The organism is Pseudomonas gessardii, assembly GCF_001983165.1.
Taxonomy (GTDB): domain Bacteria; phylum Pseudomonadota; class Gammaproteobacteria; order Pseudomonadales; family Pseudomonadaceae; genus Aquipseudomonas; species Aquipseudomonas gessardii.
The window spans coordinates 23,095-45,470 of the sequence record NZ_MNPU01000023.1 but is presented as its reverse complement, the minus strand read 5'-3'; the positions used below and the strand labels follow the sequence as shown (position 1 = coordinate 45,470).

Sequence of the window (22,376 nt, the reverse complement as noted above, 5' to 3'; positions counted from 1 at the left end):
TGTTCAGTCATTTACGGCTTCTCCGGGCTTGTTACCCTTGAACATATCCAGCGCCAGCATGATTGCGCCAACGCAGATGGCGCTGTCGGCAAAGTTGAACGCCGGGAAGTACCAGCGGTTCTGCCAATGCACCAGAATAAAGTCGATCACATGGCCCAGGGCAATGCGGTCATACAGGTTACCCAGCGCGCCGCCCAGCACCAGGGCCAGGGCGATAGCCAGCCAAGTGTCATTGCGCCCCAGGCGCTTGAGCCAGACCACCAGCACCGCACTGACCACCACGGCGATCAGGGCGAACAGCCAGCGCTGCCAACCGCCGCTGTCAGCCAGGAAGCTGAAGGCGGCGCCGGTGTTATAGGCCAGGGTCCAGCTGAAGTAGTCAGGAATCACCACGATCTGCTGGAACATTTCCAGGGTGCCCTCGAAGTGAGCCTTGCTGACCTGGTCGATGACCAGGACCAGCAAGCTCAATACGAGCCAACCCAGACGTCCGAAACGGCTGGTTTTAGGCATAGTGGCGAACCTCGCCGGCACCGCTGATGTTGTCGACGCAACGACCGCAGATTTCTGGATGCTCGGGGTTCACGCCAACGTCTTCACGGCAGTGCCAGCAACGGGCGCACTTGGCGAAGGCTGACTTGACCACCTTGAGCTTGAGGCCCGGCACTTCGGTCGCGACCGCGTCAGCCGGGGCCTGGGCGAAGGGTGCCAGGCTGGCTGTCGAGGTGATCAGCACAAAGCGCAGTTCGTTGCTCAGCTTGCCCAGGTCGGCGCTCAGGCCTTCCTCGGCAAACAGGGTGACTTCGGCCTGCAGGTTGCCACCGACGGCCTTGGCCGCACGCTGGACTTCCAGTTCCTTGTTCACCGCAACCTTGACGGCCATCACGCCTTCCCAGTACTCGCGGCCCAGCTCGAAGTCGGCCGGCAATTCGGTCAGGCCTTCGTACCAGGTGTTGAGCATCACGGACTCGTTACGCTCGCCCGGCAGGTATTCCCACAGTTCGTCGGCGGTGAAGGCCAGGATCGGCGCGATCCAGCGCACCAGCGCTTCGGTGATGTGGTACAGCGCGGTCTGCGCCGAACGGCGGGCCTTGCTGTCGGCGCCAGTGGTGTACTGGCGGTCCTTGATGATGTCGAGGTAGAAACCACCCAGCTCCTGCACGCAGAAGTTGTGGATCTTCGAGTAGACGTTCCAGAAACGGTATTCGCCGTAGTGTTCCTGCAACTCGCGCTGCAGCAACAGGGTACGGTCCACGGCCCAACGGTCCAGGGCGAGCATTTCCTCGGCCGGCAGGATGTCGGTGGCCGGGTTGAAGCCGGTCAGGTTCGACAGCATGAAGCGTGCGGTATTACGGATACGACGGTAGGCATCGGCGCTGCGCTGCAGGATCTGCTCCGATACGGCCATCTCGCCCGAGTAGTCGGTCGAAGCCACCCACAGGCGCATGATATCGGCGCCCAGGGTGTCGTTGACCTTCTGCGGCGCGATCACGTTGCCCAGGGACTTGGACATCTTGCGACCGTTCTCGTCGACGGTGAAGCCGTGGGTCAGCAGCTCGCGGTACGGGGCATGGTCGTCGATGGCGCAACCGGTCAGCAGCGACGAGTGGAACCAGCCACGGTGCTGGTCCGAACCTTCCAGGTACAGGTCGGCGCGCGGGCCGGTCTCGTGACCCATCGGGTGCGAACCGCGCAGCACGTGCCAGTGGGTGGTGCCCGAGTCGAACCACACATCGAGGGTGTCGCTGATCTTGTCGTACAGCGGCGCTTCATCACCGAGCAACTCGGCAGCGTCCAGCTTGAACCAGGCTTCGATGCCTTCCTGCTCCACGCGCTGGGCCACCACTTCCATCAGTTCGACGGTACGCGGGTGCAGCTCGCCGCTTTCCTTGTTCAGGAAAAACGGGATCGGCACGCCCCAGTTGCGCTGGCGGGAGATGCACCAGTCCGGACGGTTGGCGATCATCGAGTGCAGGCGCGCCTGGCCCCAGGCCGGGATGAAGCCGGTGTCTTCGATGGCCTTGATGGCACGCTTGCGCAGGGTTTCGCCCGCGACAGGCTCTTTGTCCATGCCGATAAACCACTGCGCGGTGGCGCGGTAGATCAGCGGAGTCTTGTGGCGCCAGCAGTGCATGTAGCTGTGCTTGATGGTTTCGGTGTGCAGCAGCGCCCCGACTTCCGACAGTTTGTCGATGATCGGCTGGTTGGCCTTGAAGATGAACTGGCCGCCGAAGAACTCCAGCGACGGCGCGTACACGCCATTGCTCTGCACCGGGTTGAGGATGTCATCGTTGACCATGCCATAGGCTTTGCAGGTCACGAAGTCGTCCACGCCGTAGGCCGGTGCGGAGTGAACCACGCCGGTGCCCGAACCCAGCTCGACATAGTCCGCCAGGTACACCGGCGACAGGCGGTCGTAGAACGGATGACGGAAGTTGATCAGTTCCAGCGCCGAGCCGGTGGTGGTGGCGATCACCGAACCTTGCAGCTCATAACGGGCCAGGCAGGCCTCGACCATTTCCTCAGCCAGCACCAGCAGGCGATCACCGATGTCCACCAGGGCGTAGGTGAATTCCGGGTGCACGTTCAGCGCCTGGTTGGCGGGGATGGTCCACGGGGTAGTGGTCCAGATCACGATGGCGGCGGGCTTGGCCAGGCTCGCCAGGCCAAAGGCCTCGGCCAGCTTGGCGTCGTCGGCGATCGGGAACGCGACGTCGATGGTCGAGGACTTCTTGTCTTCGTACTCGACTTCCGCTTCGGCCAGGGCCGAACCGCAGTCAAAGCACCAGTTCACAGGCTTGAGCCCCTTGAACACGAAGCCGCCCTTGACGATTTCGGCCAAGGCACGGATTTCCCCGGCCTCGTTCTTGAAGTTCATGGTCTTGTACGGGTTGGCCCAGTCGCCCAAGACACCCAGGCGGATGAATTCGGACTTCTGCCCTTCGATCTGCTCGGAGGCGTAGGCACGGCACAGCTCGCGGGTTTTGTCGGCGCCCAGGTTCTTGCCGTGGGTCACTTCGACCTTGTGCTCGATCGGCAGGCCGTGGCAGTCCCAACCCGGGACATAAGGCGCGTCGAAGCCCGCCAGGGTTTTCGAGCGGATGATCATGTCCTTGAGAATCTTGTTCAGCGCATGACCGATGTGAATCGTGCCGTTGGCATAAGGAGGGCCGTCGTGCAGGACGAACTTCGGACGATCCTTGCCAATCTCGCGCAACTTTCCGTACAGGCCAATACTGTCCCAGCGCTGCAGGATCTGCGGTTCGCGCTGTGGCAGGCCGGCCTTCATTGGGAAGGCGGTGTCCGGAAGGTTTAGCGTGGCTTTATAGTCGGTCATTTAAGGCTCTTCATTAGCGATGGGCGCTAGGTGCGGCTAGTGCACGGGCGGCGGCGACATCCGCATTGATCGCCGTTTTCAGCGCCTCCAGGGAGGCGAATCGCTGCTCTTCACGCAGCTTTTGGTGGAAAACCACCGTCAAACGCCGGTCATACAAATCCCCGGCAAAATCCAAAAGGTGAACTTCCAGGTGGGCCTTGCCATCACCTGCAACCGTTGGCCTGACGCCTATGTTGGCGACTCCGGGCCACGGTTGGCCGTCGATATCGACACTCACCAGGTACACCCCGGTCAGTGGCACACGACGGCGCTTGAGTTGCACGTTGGCGGTTGGCGTGCCCAGTTGGCGCGCCAGCTTCTGGCCGTGCAGGACCCGCCCGGCAATCCGGAACGGGCGGCCGAGCAAACGCTCGGCCAAGCCGAAGTCGGCAGCCGCCAGGGCATTTCGCACCTGGGTGCTGCTCACGCGCAGGCCGTCCAGTTCGACGGTTTGCGCGGCTTCGACGGTAAACCCCTGGGTGACGCCGGCCTGTTGCAGGAAATCGAAATCCCCTACCCGGTCGCAACCAAAGCGGAAGTCGTCGCCGACCTCCAGATGCTGCACGCCCAGGCCGTCGACGAGGATACGGTCGACGAACTCAGTGGCGCTGAGGCTGCGCAAACGCTGGTTGAAGGCCAGGCACAGCACCCGGTCCACACCTTCTTCGGCCAGCAACTGCAGTTTGTCTCGCAGGCGGGCCAAACGGGCCGGGGCCGTCTCGGGGGTGAAGAACTCACGGGGCTGCGGCTCGAAAATCACCACGCAGCTAGGCACGCCCAACTCCACGGCACGCTCGCGCAGCCGCGCCAGGATAGCCTGGTGGCCACGGTGAACACCGTCAAAGTTGCCAATAGTGGCGACGCACCCCCGATGCTCGGGGCGCAGGTTGTGAAGACCTCGAACCAGCTGCATAACGCGCTTCTTGCTCATAAAGTGGTCGATTATAACCACACCCGGCCCCGGACGACAGGCAACAGCACAGGCCAAATGATGCGAATCGAAAAAACAGCCGGCTTATTGTTGATTGCGATCAATTGAGCGCCTTGCGATTGAAATCCCGCAGGCGGAAACCCAACAGCAGCAACATGCCAAAGTAAGCGATCACACCGGCCACGACCAACAGGCCCAGGCGCAGGAATCGTTCAAGCATCTGCCCCTCGCCCCACGCCGGCATCCAGTGCATCACCCCCAGCAATACCGCCGACATCACCGCCACCGCCACCAGCAACTTGAGGGCGAACAGGCCCCAGCCCGGCTGCGGCTGGTACATTTTCTGTTTGCGTAGTTGATAAAACAGCAGGCCGGCATTGATACACGCCCCGGCACTGATGGCCAGGGCCAGGCCCGCGTGCGCCAGCGGCCCGATGAAGACCAGGTTGAACAACTGGGTGACCACCAGGGTGAAAATGGCGATTTTCACCGGGGTACGGATGTTTTGCTGGGCGTAAAAGCCCGGCGCCAGGACCTTGATCACGATAATCCCCAGCAACCCCACCGAGTAGGCGATCAGGGCGTGCTGGGTCATCAAGGCGTCAAAGGCGCTGAACTGCCCGTACTGGAACAGGGAAACAGTCAGCGGCTCGGCCAGGATCCCCAAGGCCAGGGAACAGGGCAGCACCAGCACAAAGCACAGGCGCAGGCCCCAGTCGAGAATGCGCGAGTATTCCTGGCGATCCTGGCTGGCATAGGTCCGTGCCAGGGTTGGCAGCAAAATGGTGCCCAGCGCCACGCCCAGCACGCCGGAAGGCAATTCCATCAGGCGGTCGGCATAATACATCCACGACACGGAGCCGGAGACCAGCAGCGAAGCAAACGCGGTATTGATGATCAGGGAGATCTGGCTGACCGACACCCCGAGAATCGCCGGCAGCATGTTTTTCATCACCCGCCACACGCCCGTGTCCTTGAGGTTCAGGCGTGGCAGCACAAGCATGCCGATCTTCTTCAGGTGTGGCAGCTGATACAACAGTTGCGCCAGACCACCGGCCAGCACCGCCCAGCCGAGCGCCATCACCGGCGGGTCGAAGTACGGCGTGAGGAACAGGGCAAAGATGATCATGCTGACGTTAAGCAGGGTCGGCACAAACGCCGGCACCGAGAAGCGGTTCCAGGTATTGAGGATCGCGCCCGCCAGGGAAGACAGGGAAATCAGCAATATATAAGGAAAGGTCACCCGCAACAGATCGCTGGTCAGGGCGAATTTTTCCGGTGTGTTGGCAAAACCGGGGGCTGTGGCCCAGATAATCCAGGGCGCGGCGAGCATGCCGGCGATGGTCACCAGCATCAGCACCAGGGTCAGCAGGCCCGAGACATAGGCGACAAAGGTACGGGTGGCCTCTTCGCCCTGCTGGGTCTTGTACTCGGCCAGGATCGGCACAAAGGCCTGGGAAAACGCGCCCTCGGCGAAGATCCGCCGCAGCAGATTGGGCAGCTTGAACGCGATAAAGAAGGCATCCGTGGCCATGCTCGCGCCAAAGATACGCGCAATAAGGGTGTCCCGCACAAACCCCAGAACCCGGGAAATCATGGTGATAGAGCTGACGGCGGCCAACGACTTGAGCAGATTCATTGAAAGAGTTTTTGCCTATAGATAAAGAGCAGGCGTACAAAGCGCCCACTTATGCGATACTGCGCGCCTGCAACAGCACAGAGCCAAAGCTCGCGAGTTTACAGGTCAAGCGCCGGAAATAAATCACCCGCCTCTTCAGATCGACCACTCAGCAGTTCGCATCAGCCGCCCTTGACAAGACTTCAACTCATCGGCATGATTCGCGGCCTATTTTGTTTGCTATTTCCTAAAAAGTCTTTCGAGGAGCTCGACGGTGGCCAACACACCTTCCGCCAAAAAACGTGCAAAACAGGCTGAGAAGCGTCGCAGCCACAACGCCAGCCTGCGTTCCATGGTTCGTACCTACATCAAGAATGTAGTTAAGGCCATTGACGCAAAAGACGCTGAAAAAGCTCAAGCTGCTTACGTTCTGGCCGTGCCAGTTATCGACCGTATGGCCGATAAAGGCATCATCCACAAGAACAAAGCTGCTCGCCATAAAGGTCGTCTGAATGGCCACATCAAGGCTCTGAACCTTGCTGCTGCAGCCTAAGCGATAAGCTTGTTAAAAAACCGACCCCAGGGTCGGTTTTTTATTGCCTGCCATTTATGCCCCACCCCATAACAAATGTGGGAGCTGGCTTGCCTGCGATGGGTATTAACATTCAACATTGATGTCGACTGTTAAACCGTTATCGCAGGCAAGCCAGCTCCCACATAAAGCAGAGCAGAGTTGCCAGGCTTATTGCGCGCTAGGCCACGGCAGGATCGGAATCGCCGTCACCGCATTCTGCGGGCTGCCTTCGATCAGACGGTCGCTGTAGACCAGGTACACCAGGGTATTGCGCTTCTTGTCGAGGAAACGCACCACCTGCATGGTCTTGAATACCAGCGAGGTGCGCTCCTTGAACACCTCATCGCCATCCTTGAGTTCACCCTTGAAGTGGATTGGCCCCACCTGGCGACAAGCAATCGATGCCTCGGCACGATCCTCGGCCAAGCCCAGGCCACCCTTCACCCCGCCGGTCTTGGCCCGCGACAGGTAGCAGGTCACACCATCCACCTTGGGATCATCAAAGGCTTCAACCACGATTCGATCGTTCGGACCGACAAACTTGAACACCGTCGACACCCGGCCAATCTCTTCAGCCGAAGCCAGCAGCGGCATGACCATCAGCAAGCCGAGCAATCCCTTCATTACACCCATCGCAGTTATCCCTTTAGACCAGAATCAGGTTGTCGCGGTGAACCAGTTCCGGCTCAGCCATATAACCCAACAGACCGACAATCGACTCAGACGACTGCCCAATGATTTTCTGCGCCTCAAGGGCGCTGTAGTTGGCCAGGCCACGGGCGATCTCGCGACCGTCCGGCGCCACGCACACCACCATTTCACCGCGCCGGAAGCTGCCCTGGACCAGCTTGACGCCTACCGGCAACAAACTCTTGTTGCCCTGAGACAAGGCAGAAACAGCCCCAGCATCCAATACCAAAGTACCGCGCGTCTGCAAATGGCCAGCCAGCCACTGCTTGCGCGCCGCGAGCATGCCGCGCTCAGGCGACAGCAGCGTACCGATGCGCTCGCCGGCCTTGAGGCGATCCAGCACACGCTCAATGCGCCCGCCGACGATGATCGTATGAGCACCTGAACGGGCCGCCAGGCGCGCCGCGCGCAGCTTGGTTTGCATACCGCCACGCCCCAGCGCACCACCGACACTGCCCGCCACCGCATCGAGCGCCGGATCATCGGCTCGCGCTTCGTAAATCAACTGGGCATCCGGGTTGTTGCGCGGATCGGCGTCGAACATGCCATCGCGGTCCGTGAGGATCACCAGCAGATCAGCCTCCACCAGGTTGGCCACCAACGCCGCCAGGGTGTCATTGTCGCCAAAGCGGATCTCGTCGGTGACCACGGTGTCGTTCTCGTTGATCACCGGGATCACCTTGAGCTCGACCAGGGCACGCAAGGTGCTGCGGGCATTGAGGTAGCGCTTGCGGTCGGACAGGTCATCATGGGTCAGCAGAATCTGCGCCGTGTGGCGACCGTGCTCGGCAAAGCTGGACTCCCAGGCCTGCACCAACCCCATCTGGCCAATGGCAGCAGCGGCCTGCAACTCATGCATCGCGCTGGGTCGCGCGGTCCAGCCGAGGCGGCTCATCCCGGCGGCAACCGCCCCGGACGACACCAGCACCAACTCGACACCTGCCTCATGCAAGGCCACCATCTGTTCAACCCAGACGCTCATGGCTGCGCGATCCAGCCCCTTGCCATCCGCCGTCAGCAGCGCACTCCCGATCTTTACGACCCAGCGTTGCGCACCCGTCACTTTGCTCCGCATCATCTTCAACCTTAGATTGAGGGCCACGCGACCCAGCGCCGCCCATAACGTTATTCGTGACTACCGATTTCCAGATACTAAAACGCCGCTCGATTGAGCGGCGCTTAAGTTTATCGCAACAGATCAGTCACGCACGTAAATGATTTCCGGGCCATCTTCATCATCCACATCTTCCTCGTCCCAATCATCGTCACCGATATCATGGACCGACTTGACGCCACTGCGGCGCAGGGCACGCTGGTCATCCAGCGCCTGCAACTGGGCGCGCGCTTCATCTTCGATGCGCTGATCGAGGTCGGCCAATTCAGCCTTGTAGGCCGGGTCGGCAGCCAGGCGATCAGCACGATCTTCCAGGTAGCGCATGATGTCGCGCGTCAGGCGCTCAGTGCCTTCTTTGGCAATGGCGGAGATCACGTAGACCGGACCTTCCCACTGCAGGCGGTCAACGATTTCCTTGACCCGCTCTTCATGCTCTTCTTCGAGGATCTGGTCGCACTTGTTCAACACCAGCCAACGGTCACGCTCAGCCAGGGACGGGCTGAACTTGGCCAACTCATTGACGATCACTTCAGCCGCGTCCGGGGCACTGGTTTCATCCAGCGGCGCCATATCGACGAGGTGCAGCAGCAAACGGGTACGGGACAAGTGCTTGAGGAAACGAATCCCCAGACCCGCGCCATCGGAAGCCCCTTCGATCAGGCCCGGAATGTCCGCGACCACAAAGCTCTTCCAGCGATCGACACTGACCACACCCAGGTTTGGCACCAGGGTGGTGAACGGATAATCCGCCACTTTGGGCTTGGCCGCAGACACCGAGCGAATGAAGGTACTTTTGCCAGCGTTGGGCAGACCCAACAGACCCACATCGGCCAGCACTTTCATTTCCAGCTTCAGGTCACGCTGCTCGCCCGGCTTGCCCGGCGTGGTCTGGCGTGGCGCACGGTTGGTACTGGACTTGAATCGGGTGTTACCCAGACCGTGCCAGCCACCCTGCACCACCATCAGCTTCTGGCCGGCCTTGGTCAGGTCGCCAATCACTTCCTGGGTCGCAGAGTCGATGATCGTGGTGCCAACCGGTACGCGCAGTACCAGGTCCTCACCTTTTTTACCGGTGCAGTCGGTGCTGCCGCCGTTGGAGCCACGCTCGGCATCGAAGTGCCGGGTGTAACGGTAGTCCACCAGGGTGTTGAGGTTTTCGTCAGCCATCATATAGATGGAACCGCCATCACCCCCGTCGCCGCCGTTCGGGCCACCGTTTTCGATGAACTTTTCGCGACGGAAACTCATGCAACCGTTACCGCCGTCGCCTGCTTTTACTCGGATGGAAACTTCATCAACGAACTTCATAACAAAACGCCTCTCGCCGCATGGACGAGCTTAAGAAACCAAGACATAAGACTCTTGCAAAAATGAGCGCAGCGACCTCAATTAAACGACCGCAAATCCAGCGCTTGAGCCCATTACAAACAGCTTTGCAAGAGACTCACCCCACAAACGAAAAAGCCCCGTCGCAAGACAGGGCTTTTCCAGCGAGCTCGCAATTAAGCCGAGACAACGCTCACGTAACGGCGGTTGAACGCGCCTTTTACTTCAAACTTGATCACGCCTTCGATTTTCGCGAAGAGGGTGTGATCTTTACCCATGCCTACACCGTAACCGGCGTGGAATTGGGTGCCGCGCTGACGCACGATGATGTTGCCCGGAATGATTTTCTGGCCGCCATACATCTTAACGCCAAGGCGTTTGGCTTCTGAGTCGCGACCGTTACGGGTACTACCACCAGCTTTTTTGTGTGCCATGAGTCAATTCTCCTAGTGAGGAATTAGGCTGAAATTAAGCCTGAATACCGGTGATTTTGATCTCGGTGTACCACTGGCGGTGGCCCATACGCTTCATGTGGTGCTTACGACGACGGAACTTGATGATGCGGACTTTATCGTGACGACCTTGGGAGATCACTTCAGCCACAACGGTAGCGCCAGCAACAACTGGAGCGCCGATGTTCACGTCATCGCCATTGGCGACCAACAGAACGCGATCAAAAGTAACGGATTCGCCGGTAGCGATTTCCAGTTTTTCGATCTTCAGGTATTCACCTGGGGCGACCTTGTATTGCTTGCCACCAGTAACAATTACTGCGTACGACATGGTATTTCTCCGATAATCCTGCTCACCCAGCGCTTTATAAGAAGAGGTATTGGCTGGCATGGCTGCATGGGATGGACGTCCCGAATGCAATTGCGTAAGGCAGGTGCTGCCCAGGAAGTTCAGGGTGCGCGATTGTACGCAAGCTGTGGAAGGCTTGCAAGTAGCCGCCAGTCGCCGTGAAAGCGTAGCGAGCGAAGGGAAGACAAGGAAAAAACAGGCGAGGAAGCGGAGTTTACTGGTTGTAAATGAGCATTCCGAGCCTGTTTTTGACGCAGGATTACCGAGCGCAGTAGCTTTCACGGTGACTGGACGCGCCTTGACACCCGGGGGCGCGGGTCCTAGCATGCCGCGCAACCCTTCTGGAGCGACTGTCGCTGATGCAACCCCAAGCTTTCTACCGCGCGGTGGCGGACGATTTTAGCGCCGTCGACGGCATCATCAAGAAGCAGCTGACTTCTAAAGTGCCACTGGTCTCCAAAATTGGTGACTATATTACTTCGGCCGGCGGTAAACGCCTGCGTCCTTTATTAGTGTTGCTGTGTGGCAAGGCCCTGGGCCGCGAAGGCGATGACCTGCGCCTGCTGGCCGCCACCATCGAGTTCCTGCATACCGCCACCTTGCTGCATGACGACGTGGTTGACATGTCCGGCATGCGCCGTGGCCGCGAGACCGCCAACGCCATGTGGGGCAACGCGCCCAGCGTGCTGGTGGGCGACTTCCTGTACTCGCGCTCGTTTGAAATGATGGTCGAGCTGGGCTCGATGCCGGTGATGAAGATCCTGTCCCAGGCCACGCGCATCATCGCCGAAGGCGAAGTGCTGCAACTGTCCAAGGTGCGTGACGCCAGCACTACCGAAGAAACCTACATGGAAGTGATTCGCGGCAAGACCGCGATGCTCTTTGAAGCCTCGACCCACAGCGCCGCCGCCCTGTGCGAAGCGACCGCCGAACAGGCCGAAGCCCTGCGCACCTTTGGCGATCACCTGGGCGTGGCCTTCCAGTTGGTGGATGACCTGCTCGATTATCGCGGCGACGCCGAAACCCTGGGCAAGAACGTCGGTGACGACCTGGCCGAAGGCAAGCCGACCCTGCCGCTGATCTACACCATGCGCGAAGGCACGCCGGAACAGGCGGCACTGGTGCGCAAGGCGATCCAGAAAGGCGGTATCGAAGACCTGGAAAGCATCCGCGCCGCCGTGGAAGCCTCGGGCTCGCTCGACTACACCGCACAACTGGCCCGTGACTACGTGGCCCGCGCCATCAAATGCCTGGAAGCCCTTCCAGCCAGCGAATACCGGGATGCCCTGGTGGAGCTGAGTGAGTTTGCGGTCGCCCGTACTCACTAACCCACTGTGGGAGCTGGCTTGCCTGCGATAGCATCACCTCGCTGCTGCTGATAGACCGAGGTGCCTGCATCGCAGGCAAGCCAGCTCCCACATTTAGACCGCATCGCCCCTCCCCCCGACAAAACCCTATATAATGTGCGACTTTTAGCCATCCTGACTTTCAAGGAGCTTTAGTGAGCACGTTGCCACCCTGCCCAAAATGCAATTCCGAATACACCTACGAAGACGGCGCCCAGCTGATCTGCCCGGAATGCGCCCATGAGTGGTCCGTCGGCGGCGAAGCCGAGGCAGCCAGCGATGAAACCGTGAAGAAAGACTCTGTCGGTAACGTCCTGCAAGACGGCGACACCATCACCGTGATCAAGGACCTCAAAGTCAAAGGCACCTCGCTGGTGGTCAAGGTCGGCACCAAGGTCAAGAATATCCGCCTGTGCGATGGCGACCACGATATCGATTGCAAGATCGACGGTATCGGCCCGATGAAGCTCAAGTCCGAGTTCGTGCGCAAAGTCTGAATCTGCTGTTTCCATCCCGCGCCCGCCGCGGGATGGCGTTTTGCCCTCCCGTTGATCGAACGCAATCCCCATCCAGAAAAAACCTGAAACCGCCAATAGGCACTTGCTATTCTATGAATAAGAATTATTCTCATTGAAACCCATCAAGGAGATGCGACCCATGACTTATTTGATAGATGCCTGGCTGGACCGTCCACATCCTTACCTGCGGATCCTTCATCGGGAAACCGGGGAAGTGTGCGCAGTACTGGAAGAAGAAGCGCTGAATGAGCTGCAGGACCAGGGCGACCTGGACGTCAACGGCCTGAGCTCCAGTGAACCTGGGGTTTTGAAGGAGGTGGTGAGGAATCTGTTTCTGTTCTGCTATGCCCGAGCGTTGCGCCCGGTGACGGAGCTGCATGGCAAGTTTCACCCATGAGCAATTACGTACAACCCTGTAGGCGCGAGCGGGCTCGCGCCTACAGGTGATTTCAGCAGAAGGTCTTACAGAACGTCGAGCAGCTCGACGTCGAATACCAGGACGCTGTGCGGCGGGATGCTGCCAACGCCTTGTGCGCCGTAGGCCAGTTCGCTCGGCACGTACAGGCGCCATTTGCTGCCGGCATTCATCAGTTGCAGGGCTTCGGTCCAGCCAGCGATCACGCCGCCAACCGGGAATTCTGCCGGCTGGCCACGCTCGTAGGAGCTGTCGAACACCGTGCCGTCGATCAGGGTGCCATGGTAGTGGGTACGCACCTGGTCTTCACGGGTTGGCTTGGCGCCGTCACCGGCGGTCAGCACTTCAAATTGCAGGCCGGAAGCCAGGGTGGTGATGCCGTCACGCTTGGCGTTTTCAGCCAGGAATGCCAGGCCAGCGCCGGCGGCGGCTTCAGCCTTGGCTGCGGCTTCGGCTTGCATGATGTCGCGGATCACTTTGAAGCTGGCCGCCATTTGCTCCTGATCAACACGGCTTGGCTTGCCGCCGAACGCGTCGGTCAGGCCGGCCAGGATCGCGTCCAGGCTGACGCCCGGTGGCGGGTTGTCGCGCAGTTGGTCGCCCAACTGACGGCCAATGCCGTAGCTGACGCGGGTTTCGTCGGTGGACAGATTGACTTCGGACATGGAAAGGCTCCGCTGTAGGACAACCGCAAAAACCCGCAAAAACGCAGTGTCTTGCCGATCATCCAAACTAAAAGGGCGAGCAGACTAGCACACTCGCCCTACGCTTGATCAGCCCAAAATCCCGGGCCAATAGGCGCCAGGCGCGGATCAATGCTTGGTCAGTTTATCCAGGTAACCCATGGCAAACGCCGAGATCACGAAGGTCATGTGAATGATCACGTACCACATCAGGTGCTGTGGATCGACATTCTTGGCGTCCATGAAGATACGCAGCAAGTGGATCGAGGAAATCGCCACAATGGACGCCGCCACTTTCATCTTCAGCGACGAAGAATCCATGGTGCCCAGCCAGTTGAGCTTTTCCTTGTTGTCATCGATATCCAGTTGCGAGACGAAGTTCTCGTAGCCGGAAATCATCACCATCACCAGCAAGCCCCCCACCAGCGCCATGTCGATCAACGACAGCAGCACCAGGATCAGCTCTGACTCGGCCATTGCAAAGACATTGGGCAGCAGATGGATCACTTCCTGGAAGAATTTCAGCGCCAACGCCAGCAGCCCGAGGGACAAGCCGAAATAGATCGGCGCCAGCAGCCAGCGGGAGGCGTACATTGCATTTTCGATAAAGCGTTCCATGGAATCTCACACAGCTTGACTAGAAATGGCGGCGAGTATATCAGCCACACACATTGCGCCATAACCACCCAGAAACTGACTTGTAGCGCTTCTGTAAGACCATTTTTCTGCTAGTGTCGGGTTCATCAATGTGGCTCGATGCTGCCGGACAGGAACCTCAAATAATGGATGTGCGATCTCCCTTGGCCAGTCTTGGCCTGTGTGTGGCATTGCTGGCGGCCAGCGGCTGCTCCCCCAGCGACGAGCACAAGCAAGCCAGTCTCGAAGAAAAAACCGCCCAGTTCGAGCAGTCCCTGGACACCATCCAGGATCCCCGCCTCAAAGAGGCCGTCGCCGAGCTGGGCGGCTCGCTGCTGTTGCTGGAGCGTGCGCGCATCAAGCTCGACACCAAGCCTGTCGAGACCGAGTACGGGGAAAACACCCTGGCCGCGCTCGCGCACTACCCTACGCCGCAAGCGCTGGTGGATACCTACATCAACGGGCTGTTCGTCCTGCGCAAGAACTCGCACTCGGACTACCTGACCGATCTGCAACCGGTGTTCCCGTTCAGCTTCAATATGCCGGACCCATTCCCCTTTCCCCATGGCCTGGAATGGCAATCGGTGACCCTGAGCAACAACAAGACCATTGCATTCCAACCGGAATGGTCAGAAACCGACCCCGGCATCCAACTGAGCCCCAGCAGCTCCAACCTGACCAACCCGGACGACCTGACTGTCACCTATCCGTTTATCGAAGGCATCGAGACGGATAACAAGAGCCAGCCCCAGCCCGTCACGCTCAAGGGCCAGATCGAGGTGATCGCCCCCCGTAAAGTCCTGACCTTCGAGCTGACCCGCAGCGACGTAGGCCACAAGCGCACCCAGGAAAACGTCACGGTGACCCTGCTGGCCCTGGAGAAAAACCACGCCGAAATCGAACTGACCAACACCGCCGCCCTGGCGCCGCAAGTGGCCGATGACTCGCCCAACCCGCTGCTGATCCAGGCCCGGGACACCACCGGGCAGTTCCTCTCACGCTCCGGCTCGATCAACGAGAGCGCCACCCAGGTGGCCTTCTACGAGCAGCAACTGGCGCAGATGCGCAAGCAGAAAACCTGGTCCGAGGCCGTTGAAAAACAGCTGGAAGACGAGCAGAAAGCCTTTGAACAAAAGCAGACCAGCCACTATGCCAAGGTCTACTTCAACGGGGTGATCGATAACCTGCAAGTCAATGTGCTGGATTTTTCCGAGGCCACCGTCACCCGCAAGGCGCTGGAACTGCCGATACGGCGCTTCGACAAAAACAGCCTGGAAAAAACCGTACAGGCCCTGCCCATGCCGGTCACGGTGTATGACGACCAGGCTGCGCAATGGCTTCAAAGCGCCAGCCTCTCCGAAGACCAGTTGAAAAGCAGCGTCACGATCAGCCAGTCGGTGGAGGATGCCAGCGCCGCCCGCATCGCCTTTGACCATCCCTTCACGTTCAATGACGACCTGATCGGCTCGACCCGCGCCAGCAGCGACGCCCCGCTGACCTTCTTTGCCGCCGATGACGCAGGCAAGCGCGGCGAGCCCATCGAGTTGCCTACCGAAGCCTTTGACATCGAGCCATGGCGCGGCACCATCACCTACGATCTCAATTTATTCCCGGAAAACCCGGCGTTTGCCGTGGGATCGATCCCGATGTTCCTGGCCACCATCGAAAAAAACACGGTCAACACCGCACAATTGCCCAAGGGCCTGTCGATCAAGGACAACGCGCTGATTGTCGACCAGGCACTCTTCCCTTCCGACAGCTGGCGGTTCTTTGCCAAGGACGCCAGTGGTCATTACCTGAAGGAAATCCTTGGGGTCAGCCACCGCGCTGCGGAATACGGCACCGCGCTGTTTGACGTGCATTACTTTTATGGCCAGCCGACCGTACTTGAAACCTATCAGCGCACGGCGTTGAACACCGTGCAATATGGCTTTGAGGTCAAACTGGACAAGCCTGAAACCAAATAAACCGTGGCCCTACAGGTGAACCGCCTGGGGCTGCCCGCCATTGAGCTGGCGCAGGTGGGCCTGCAGGTGCAGGCACCAGATCTGCGGGTCGTCGGCCAGCTCGTAGCCGTGCAGGGTCAGGCTTTGCACAATGGATTCAAGCATGTTTTCCGCCACGAACGGCCCATGAAAGGGCCCTTGGGACTTGATGGTCGAGGGCTGCTCGCCCGTCATGCCGGCGGCAAACAACAGCGTCCACATCCCGGTATCCCCCGCAAGAGGGCGAATGGAACATTCAATTCGAGTGACCAGGCCCAGGCACTGGCGGGTGAGGCAAAGGTTGCGCGGCATGGCGGCGACCCTCGGTAGATCCGGTGTTCAGCCTCCAGACACAAGGCTGTCTCTATCCCATGACTCCTACAGATATCCTTGCTCTGAGAATAGAAGAAAACCGCTATAAACCAAGGTTGTAGAGACCAACGGTGGTTTGCCACGAAAACCCAGTCAAAATCATGACACGCTTTCTGTAGGAACGAGCTTACTCGCGAAGTTCTCAAGTACAACGCGTTAATCCGGAAGGCACGCGTTATCGTTGACGATCTTCGTGAGCAAGCTCGCTCGTATCAGGTGGGCTTGGCCTCAGCCAACGCCTGCTGCGCCAGCTCCTTTTCCGCTTCCTTGAGGTCTTCTTCGCTGATCATCTCGGCAATGGCCCGCAAGCGCTCAACCACGCGGGCGTTGACGCTGCCCTCGGGGAATTGCCCTTCGGCATCCGGTTCACCGGCCGGTTCCCCCACCAACAGGCTCAAGGCCTCGTCGGCCTGGCGCACGGCATACACATGGAACTGCCCTGCCCGCACGGCCTGCAACACCTTCTCATCAAGCATCAGCGTCGCGACGTTGGCCTGGGGAATGATCGCGCCCTGCTCGCCCGTCAAGCCACGGGCCTCGCACAGGCGGAAGAAACCTTCGATCTTCTCGTTGACCCCACCCACCGCCTGCACTTCGCCAAACTGGTTGATTGAGCCGGTAATGGCAAAGCACTGCTTGAGCGGCGTCTTCGACAAGGCCGAAATCAACGTGCAGGCCTCACCCAACGAGGCGCTGTCGCCGTCGACGTACCCGTAGGATTGCTCCAGGGCGATGCTCGCGGAGATCGCCAGAGGGAACTCCTGGGCATAGCGGCTGCCCAGGTAACCGGTCAGGATCATCACGCCCTTGGAGTGGATCGGCTGGCCGAGGTTGACCTCACGTTCGATATCGACAATGCCGCTGCCGCCCGGGTACACCGTGGCCGAAATCCGCGCCGGCACGCCGAATGCCGAATCACCGACCTCCAGCACCGTCAGCCCGTTGCACTTGCCCACGGCCGCGCCGGCGGTGTCGATCAGGATCACCCCGGCGAGCATGTCGTCGAGGATCCGCGCCGAAACCCGCCCGGTACGGGTGGCCTTGGCCTTCAGCGCGCGCTCGATATGCCCGGCATCGGTGCGCTCATCACCCGCCAGGTGACGAATGAAATCCGCCTCGCTGACCAGCTGGAACAGGTCGCCGATCCGCGCCGACAAACGCCCCTGGTGTTCCGCCAGCCGTGCGCTGTAGGTCGCCAGGCGCGCCACCGCATCGGAGGTCAGCGGTGCCATGCCCTCTTCCGAGGTCCGGGTTTTCAGCAACTGGGCGAACTGCTCCAGGCTTTCATCGACCATCGGGATGTCTTCATCGAAATCCACCAGCACCCGGAACATCTCCTGGAAGTCTGGATCCAGGTCTTGCAGGGTGTAGTACAGCGAACGGGCGCCAATGATGATGACCTTGACCTGCAACGGGATCACTTGCGGGTTGAGGGTCACGGTAGCCAGGCGGCCCAGCTCGCCCAGGGGCGACTCCATCTTCAGCTTGCGCGATTGCAGGGCCCGCTTGAGCGCGTCCCAGACAAACGGCTCGCTGAGCATTTTCTCGGCTTCGAGGATCAGGAAACCGCCGTTGGCACGGTGCAACGCCCCCGGGCGCAATTGCCGGTACGTGGTGTAGAGCGCACCCTGGTCGGTGCTGTACTCGATCCGGCCAAACAGGTTGTCGTAGGTCGGGTGCGGCTCGAACACCACCGGTGCGCCGCCATTGAGCGGATGGCCCACCACCAGGCTCGGGCAGTATTGCTCCTCGAGCAACTTGCGCGCCTGGGCGTCGGTTTTCGCGTCATCCACCAGCAGCTCGACCACGGTCTTGAGCAGATAGACCTGCATCGCCTGCAGGTAGCCGCAGACGCCGGCGTTCTCGGCGTACTTCTCGGACAACGGCGCCAACAACGGCTGCAAGGCCAGGGTGATGGTCTCTTCGTTGAACTGGCGCATCTGGTTGTTGGACTCGCGCTTCCACTGCGGCAGGCTGGCGAGTTCTTCGTTGAGGCGCTCTTCGAGCTCGGAAATATCCGTGTGGAAACGCTCGCGGTCGACTTCCGGCAACTGCGAGAACTCGGCCTCGTCCAGGGCCTTGCCATCGAGCATCGGGGTAAAGGCGATGTTGGTGCTGTCGCGGTACAGCGCCACGTCCTTTTCCAGGGCCAGACGCTCGATCACATCCAGGGCGCGGTCGTAGCGCTGGTTGAAGGCGCGGTCGATCGCACTTTTGCGTTGCTGGTACGTCGGGTGCTCGAACACCGCCGGGAAGGTGGCGACCAGGTTGTCGATCAGGCCGCTGATATCGGCGATAAAGGGCGCCGCGCCGCCCGCTGGCAACTCCAGGGCGCGGGGCTCGCGCGGCTCATCGAAATTATTGACATAGACCCAGTCTGCCGGGGTCTGCAGGCGCTTGCCTTCGGCCTTGAGGTAGCGTTTGACGAACGAAAAGCGGCCGGTACCGGGCTCGCCCATGACAAACACGTTGTAACCGGGGCGTGGCATGGCCACACCGAACTGCAAGGCTTCAACCGCGCGTTCCTGGCCAAGCACACCGCGAAAGGGCTCCAAATCATTGGTGGTCGAGAAGCTGAACTGTTCAGCGGAGAAAGGGCGGGTCAGCGCTTCGGGCGCTAGACGCAAGCTGGCAGCAACAGGATCAGGCATCGGGCTTCCTTACATCAGGCGGGGCAATGGCGGCATTCTGGCGCCGTGCGTAGCCGGCTGGCAAGGCACGACTGAGGTAAAGCATAGACACGGGATGACGCCTGCAAAAAAACCAGTCTGCACTGATTGTTTTACAAAAAACCACGGAACCCTTGGAACATGCCTAAACTCCAAACTGCGCGGGTTGGACTAAATAACTGGCCCCTAGGGCGCCTTGAGGCGCCTGAACCCTTGTCCATTGGTTTGCACACTAAGAGAACAAAGCTATGAAACGGATCCTTCTCGGTACTCTCTTCACCGTTGTCTCCCTCAATGCAATGGCCGAAGCGCCAGGTGGCCCGAACTGCGGTTGGGGCAACATGCTGTTTGAAGGCCAGCGCGGCACGCCAGCCCACTTCCTGGCTTCTACCACCAACGGCACCTCCGGTAACGCCACCTTCGGCATGACCTCGGGCACCAACGGTTGCAGCACCAACAGCGCGCTGACTTACGGCGGCAAATCGTGGATTGCCATGAATGGCATGATGAACGAGCTGTCCGAAGACATGGCCAAAGGCAATGGCGAAGCACTGACCACCTATGCCGTGGTCCTGGGCGTTGCCCCTGAAGACCGCGACCACTTCGCCGCGGTGACTCACGAACACTTCCAGCAAATCTTCAGCAAGGCTGACGTGACCGCAGAAGACGTGCACTCCAACACCATCGCTGTTCTCAAGGGCGATGCCCGCCTGGCGAAATACGCTACCCAGGCTTAAGCTCGACCTGCCCGCGCCCTTACCCGGCGCGGGTTTTATTTTTTGGACCTGCCCCTTTCCCGGGTCTTTATTTATTCCGACTTAAGTTGCCCCCCTATGCTCAAACGCCTTGCCTGCCTGGCACTCTTTGCCTGCGCCCCGCTATCTGCGGCGCCGCACCTTGATGATCAACGTTTGCAGCAACTGGCCAATGATCCGTTCTGGCTCTCGCTGGGGCACTACGAAGCCGGCAAGCTCAAAGGCTGGCGCAGCTATGTCAGCGACCCGAAATTCTTCCTCGCCAAAGACGGCGCGCACCACCCGGACGCCGAGCTCAAGGCCACCGTGGATGCGCTGTACGCCCCGGCCAACCTCGGCGAAAAACATGCCCAATGCGTGTACCCGGCCCGCACCCGCTGGCTCAAGGACCAGTTGCAGCTGACCGACCTGCCCGCCGTGGACTGCGCCGAGTTCAAGCAATGGTTCAAGGACGTCGCGCCCCACAGCGCGGTGATGATCTTCCCGGCGGCCTATCTCAACAGCCCGTCATCGATGTTCGGCCATACCTTGCTGCGCATTGACCAGGCTGACGTGCAAAGCAACAAGACTGCGCTGCTCAGCTACGCGATCAACTTCGGCGCCTACATCGAAGGCTCGGACAACAGCATCCTCTATGCCTGGAAAGGCCTGATGGGCGGTTATCCCGGCCTGTTCGCCCTGGTGCCCTACCAGGAAAAACTCTCGGAATACCGCAGCCTGGAGAACCGCGACCTGTGGGAATACCGCCTGAACCTGACCCAGGTCGAGACCGAGCGCATGGTCGAGCACGTGTGGGAACTCAAGCAGATCCAGTTCGACTACTTCTTCTTCGACGAAAACTGCTCGTACCGCCTGCTGGAACTGCTGCAAGTGGCCCGCCCTGGCCTGCGCCTGACCGAACAGTTCCCGCTGACTGCCATCCCCACCGACACGGTAAAGGCGGTGAAAGACGCGGGCCTGGTGGAAAAGATCGACTACCGCCCATCCCGCGAGCGCGAGTTGCTGGAGCGCGCCAAGCCCCTGGACAGTGCCGAGCAGCAATGGGTGCTGAAGATCAGCGATGACCAGAAGCAATTGCAAGACCCGACGTTCAAAAGCCTGGGCAAAGACCGCCAGGCCCTGATCATCGACGCCGCCTACCGCCTGGGCCGCTATCGCGCCAACGGCCTGGAGCGCGACAGCGAACGCTCCCAGCGCAGTTTCGAGTTGCTGCGGGCAATCAACCAGAACCCGGCGCCGGACCTACAGATCGAGCGCCCCGGCCTGCCGGAAAACGGCCATGAATCGCGCACCTGGCAAGCCGGTATCGGCACCCGTGGCGACAAGGCCTTCGGCGAATACGGCCTGCGCATGGCCTACCACGACCTCAACGACAACGCCGAAGGCTTCCCCCTGGGCGCGCAGATCGAAATCCTGCAGATGAAACTGCGCCAGTACGAAGGCAACAACTGGCAATTGCAGCAACTGGACCTGGCGACCATCCGCTCCCTGACCCCACGCAATGAGCTATTGCAGCCACTGTCCTGGCAAGTCACCGGCGGCCTGGAGCGCGTACCGGGCAAGCATGACGACGAAACCCTGGTCAGCCACGTCAACGGTGGCGCCGGCGGCACCTGGCAATTGCACGACGACATGCTCGGCTTCGCCCTCGGCACCGTGCGCGTGGAACATAACAATGACTTCAACGAATTCATCTCCCCCGCTGCCGGCTTCAACACCGGCCTGCTGTGGAAAAACCCGCTGGGCAACCTGAGCCTGGAGGCCAAGGGCGACTTTTTCACCAATGGCGAGGTACGGCGTAGTATCAGCCTCAATCAACAGTGGGAAGTGTCACGTAACCTGGGTGTGCGCCTGAGTGCGCAGCGCGAGTTCAGCCACTTGGCAACGCCGGTGAACGAAGTGATGCTTGAGCTGAAGTGGTATCACTACTGAGCGGCCCCAAAGGCCACTGAAATTCCAGTGTGGGAGCGGGCTTGCCCTAATGCCAGTCAGTTAAGCCTTTTTGTAGGAGCGAGCTTGCTCGCGAAGAACTTGAGAGCGCCGCGTTTACCTAGCAAACACGCGTTATCGTTGACGTCCTTCGCGAGCAAGCTCGCTCCTACAGAAAGCAGAATCCGCTTAACTGACTGGCATTAGGGCTTGCCCGCGATGACCAAGGGTCAGCTAGCACACGTGTTAACTGACACTCCGCCATCGCGGGCAAGCCCGCTCCCACATTTTTAACATCCAGGAGTTCTTACGACATGGCCGTTACCTGCACCAGCCTTGAACACGTCCGGGAAAACATCGACCGCCTTGATCGCCAGATCGTCGCCCTGCTGGCCGAGCGCGGCAGTTTCGTGTCCCAGGCCGCCTACTTCAAAAAAGACAGCGATGGGGTCAAGGCGCCCCAGCGCGTCGAACAGGTCATCAGCAAGGTTCGCGATTTGGCGCAAACCCTTGGCGCCAACCCCGACGTCACCGAGCAGGTGTATCGCGCGATGATTGCCGCCTTCATCCAGCAGGAACTGGCCGAACACGCTGCCCTCGCGCAACCCACCGCATAACCCCACCCGTGCCTTTCGGGC

General features: G+C 60.1%; 21 protein-coding genes. 8 read left to right on the top strand and 13 right to left on the bottom strand.

The window, feature by feature from the left end; translation table 11 throughout:
- Nucleotides 1-3: 3 nt before the first annotated feature.
- From lspA to murJ, 4 genes are all read right to left on the bottom strand, one after another.
- Entirely contained in the window at nt 4-513 is a 510-nt protein-coding gene (gene lspA / locus BLL38_RS16925; RefSeq protein WP_076963580.1) for a signal peptidase II, read from the bottom strand.
- Nucleotides 506-3,337, bottom strand: a complete 2,832-nt coding sequence (gene ileS, locus BLL38_RS16920; protein ID WP_076963579.1) for an isoleucine--tRNA ligase — start codon at nt 3,335-3,337, stop codon at nt 506-508. Before ileS ends, lspA begins: the two co-directional genes overlap by 8 nt.
- Before the next feature lie 13 nt (nt 3,338-3,350).
- On the bottom strand, nt 3,351-4,289 hold the full coding sequence (gene ribF / locus BLL38_RS16915) for a bifunctional riboflavin kinase/FAD synthetase (protein ID WP_076963578.1): 939 nt from the start codon (nt 4,287-4,289) through the stop codon (nt 3,351-3,353).
- A 118-nt stretch (nt 4,290-4,407) separates the two neighbouring features.
- Entirely contained in the window at nt 4,408-5,946 is a 1,539-nt protein-coding gene (murJ, locus tag BLL38_RS16910; RefSeq protein WP_076963577.1) for a murein biosynthesis integral membrane protein MurJ, read from the bottom strand.
- A 253-nt stretch (nt 5,947-6,199) separates the two neighbouring features.
- On the opposite strand from murJ, the gene rpsT reads away from it, so the two are divergent.
- The gene (rpsT, locus tag BLL38_RS16900; protein WP_003215870.1) at nt 6,200-6,478 is read left to right on the top strand and encodes a 30S ribosomal protein S20; all 279 of its coding nucleotides are present in this window, start codon (nt 6,200-6,202) and stop codon (nt 6,476-6,478) included.
- A 189-nt stretch (nt 6,479-6,667) separates the two neighbouring features.
- Here the strand turns inward: rpsT and BLL38_RS16895 are convergent, their stop codons facing one another.
- The 5 genes from BLL38_RS16895 to rplU form a co-directional block, all read right to left on the bottom strand.
- A complete protein-coding gene (locus tag BLL38_RS16895; protein WP_076963576.1) occupies nt 6,668-7,132 on the bottom strand; it encodes a CreA family protein in 465 nt (154 codons plus the stop codon).
- Between the two features lie 13 nt (nt 7,133-7,145).
- Entirely contained in the window at nt 7,146-8,264 is a 1,119-nt protein-coding gene (gene proB / locus BLL38_RS16890; RefSeq protein WP_032861877.1) for a glutamate 5-kinase, read from the bottom strand.
- A gap of 123 nt (nt 8,265-8,387) precedes the next feature.
- Nucleotides 8,388-9,611: an Obg family GTPase CgtA gene (gene cgtA, locus BLL38_RS16885; protein WP_029292050.1), complete on the bottom strand. Its 1,224-nt coding sequence runs from the start codon at nt 9,609-9,611 to the stop codon at nt 8,388-8,390.
- Nucleotides 9,612-9,805: 194 nt separating this feature from the next.
- Nucleotides 9,806-10,063: a 50S ribosomal protein L27 gene (gene rpmA, locus BLL38_RS16880; RefSeq protein WP_029292052.1), complete on the bottom strand. Its 258-nt coding sequence runs from the start codon at nt 10,061-10,063 to the stop codon at nt 9,806-9,808.
- Nucleotides 10,064-10,097: 34 nt separating this feature from the next.
- Nucleotides 10,098-10,412, bottom strand: a complete 315-nt coding sequence (rplU, locus tag BLL38_RS16875; RefSeq protein ID WP_003176051.1) for a 50S ribosomal protein L21 — start codon at nt 10,410-10,412, stop codon at nt 10,098-10,100.
- Nucleotides 10,413-10,789: 377 nt separating this feature from the next.
- Between rplU and BLL38_RS16870 the strand changes: the two genes are divergently transcribed.
- From BLL38_RS16870 to BLL38_RS16860, 3 genes are all read left to right on the top strand, one after another.
- Nucleotides 10,790-11,758 (top strand): polyprenyl synthetase family protein, encoded by a 969-nt coding sequence (locus BLL38_RS16870; protein WP_032861875.1) that lies wholly within the window; start codon nt 10,790-10,792, stop codon nt 11,756-11,758.
- Nucleotides 11,759-11,931: 173 nt separating this feature from the next.
- A complete protein-coding gene (locus BLL38_RS16865; protein WP_032861873.1) occupies nt 11,932-12,273 on the top strand; it encodes a zinc ribbon domain-containing protein YjdM in 342 nt (113 codons plus the stop codon).
- A gap of 160 nt (nt 12,274-12,433) precedes the next feature.
- Nucleotides 12,434-12,691, top strand: a complete 258-nt coding sequence (locus BLL38_RS16860) for a PA4570 family protein (protein WP_029292069.1) — start codon at nt 12,434-12,436, stop codon at nt 12,689-12,691.
- Between the two features lie 65 nt (nt 12,692-12,756).
- On the opposite strand, the gene bamJ is transcribed toward BLL38_RS16860, so the two are convergent.
- A complete protein-coding gene (gene bamJ, locus BLL38_RS16855) occupies nt 12,757-13,374 on the bottom strand; it encodes a BamJ family beta-barrel-assembly machinery protein (RefSeq protein ID WP_038443496.1) in 618 nt (205 codons plus the stop codon).
- 147 nt (nt 13,375-13,521) lie between these two features.
- On the bottom strand, nt 13,522-14,010 hold the full coding sequence (locus BLL38_RS16850; protein ID WP_057441112.1) for a TIGR00645 family protein: 489 nt from the start codon (nt 14,008-14,010) through the stop codon (nt 13,522-13,524).
- A 164-nt stretch (nt 14,011-14,174) separates the two neighbouring features.
- On the opposite strand from BLL38_RS16850, the gene BLL38_RS16845 reads away from it, so the two are divergent.
- Nucleotides 14,175-15,995, top strand: coding sequence for a hypothetical protein (locus tag BLL38_RS16845; RefSeq protein ID WP_076963575.1), 1,821 nt, complete (start codon nt 14,175-14,177; stop codon nt 15,993-15,995).
- A 9-nt stretch (nt 15,996-16,004) separates the two neighbouring features.
- Here the strand turns inward: BLL38_RS16845 and BLL38_RS16840 are convergent, their stop codons facing one another.
- Together BLL38_RS16840 and BLL38_RS16835 are read right to left on the bottom strand one after the other, a co-directional pair.
- On the bottom strand, nt 16,005-16,325 hold the full coding sequence (locus BLL38_RS16840) for a PA4575 family protein (RefSeq protein ID WP_076963574.1): 321 nt from the start codon (nt 16,323-16,325) through the stop codon (nt 16,005-16,007).
- A 272-nt stretch (nt 16,326-16,597) separates the two neighbouring features.
- Nucleotides 16,598-19,036, bottom strand: a complete 2,439-nt coding sequence (locus BLL38_RS16835) for a Lon protease family protein (protein WP_076963573.1) — start codon at nt 19,034-19,036, stop codon at nt 16,598-16,600.
- 266 nt (nt 19,037-19,302) lie between these two features.
- On the opposite strand from BLL38_RS16835, the gene BLL38_RS16830 reads away from it, so the two are divergent.
- The 3 genes from BLL38_RS16830 to BLL38_RS16820 all read left to right on the top strand — a co-directional run bounded on the left by BLL38_RS16830 (nt 19,303) and on the right by BLL38_RS16820 (nt 22,355).
- Entirely contained in the window at nt 19,303-19,791 is a 489-nt protein-coding gene (locus BLL38_RS16830) for a DUF3015 domain-containing protein (RefSeq protein ID WP_029292080.1), read from the top strand.
- 96 nt (nt 19,792-19,887) lie between these two features.
- Complete coding sequence (locus BLL38_RS16825; RefSeq protein ID WP_076963572.1) at nt 19,888-21,741, top strand: Lnb N-terminal periplasmic domain-containing protein; 1,854 nt, start codon at nt 19,888-19,890, stop codon at nt 21,739-21,741.
- A 311-nt stretch (nt 21,742-22,052) separates the two neighbouring features.
- The gene (locus BLL38_RS16820; protein ID WP_076963571.1) at nt 22,053-22,355 is read left to right on the top strand and encodes a chorismate mutase; all 303 of its coding nucleotides are present in this window, start codon (nt 22,053-22,055) and stop codon (nt 22,353-22,355) included.
- Nucleotides 22,356-22,376: the final 21 nt, after the last annotated feature.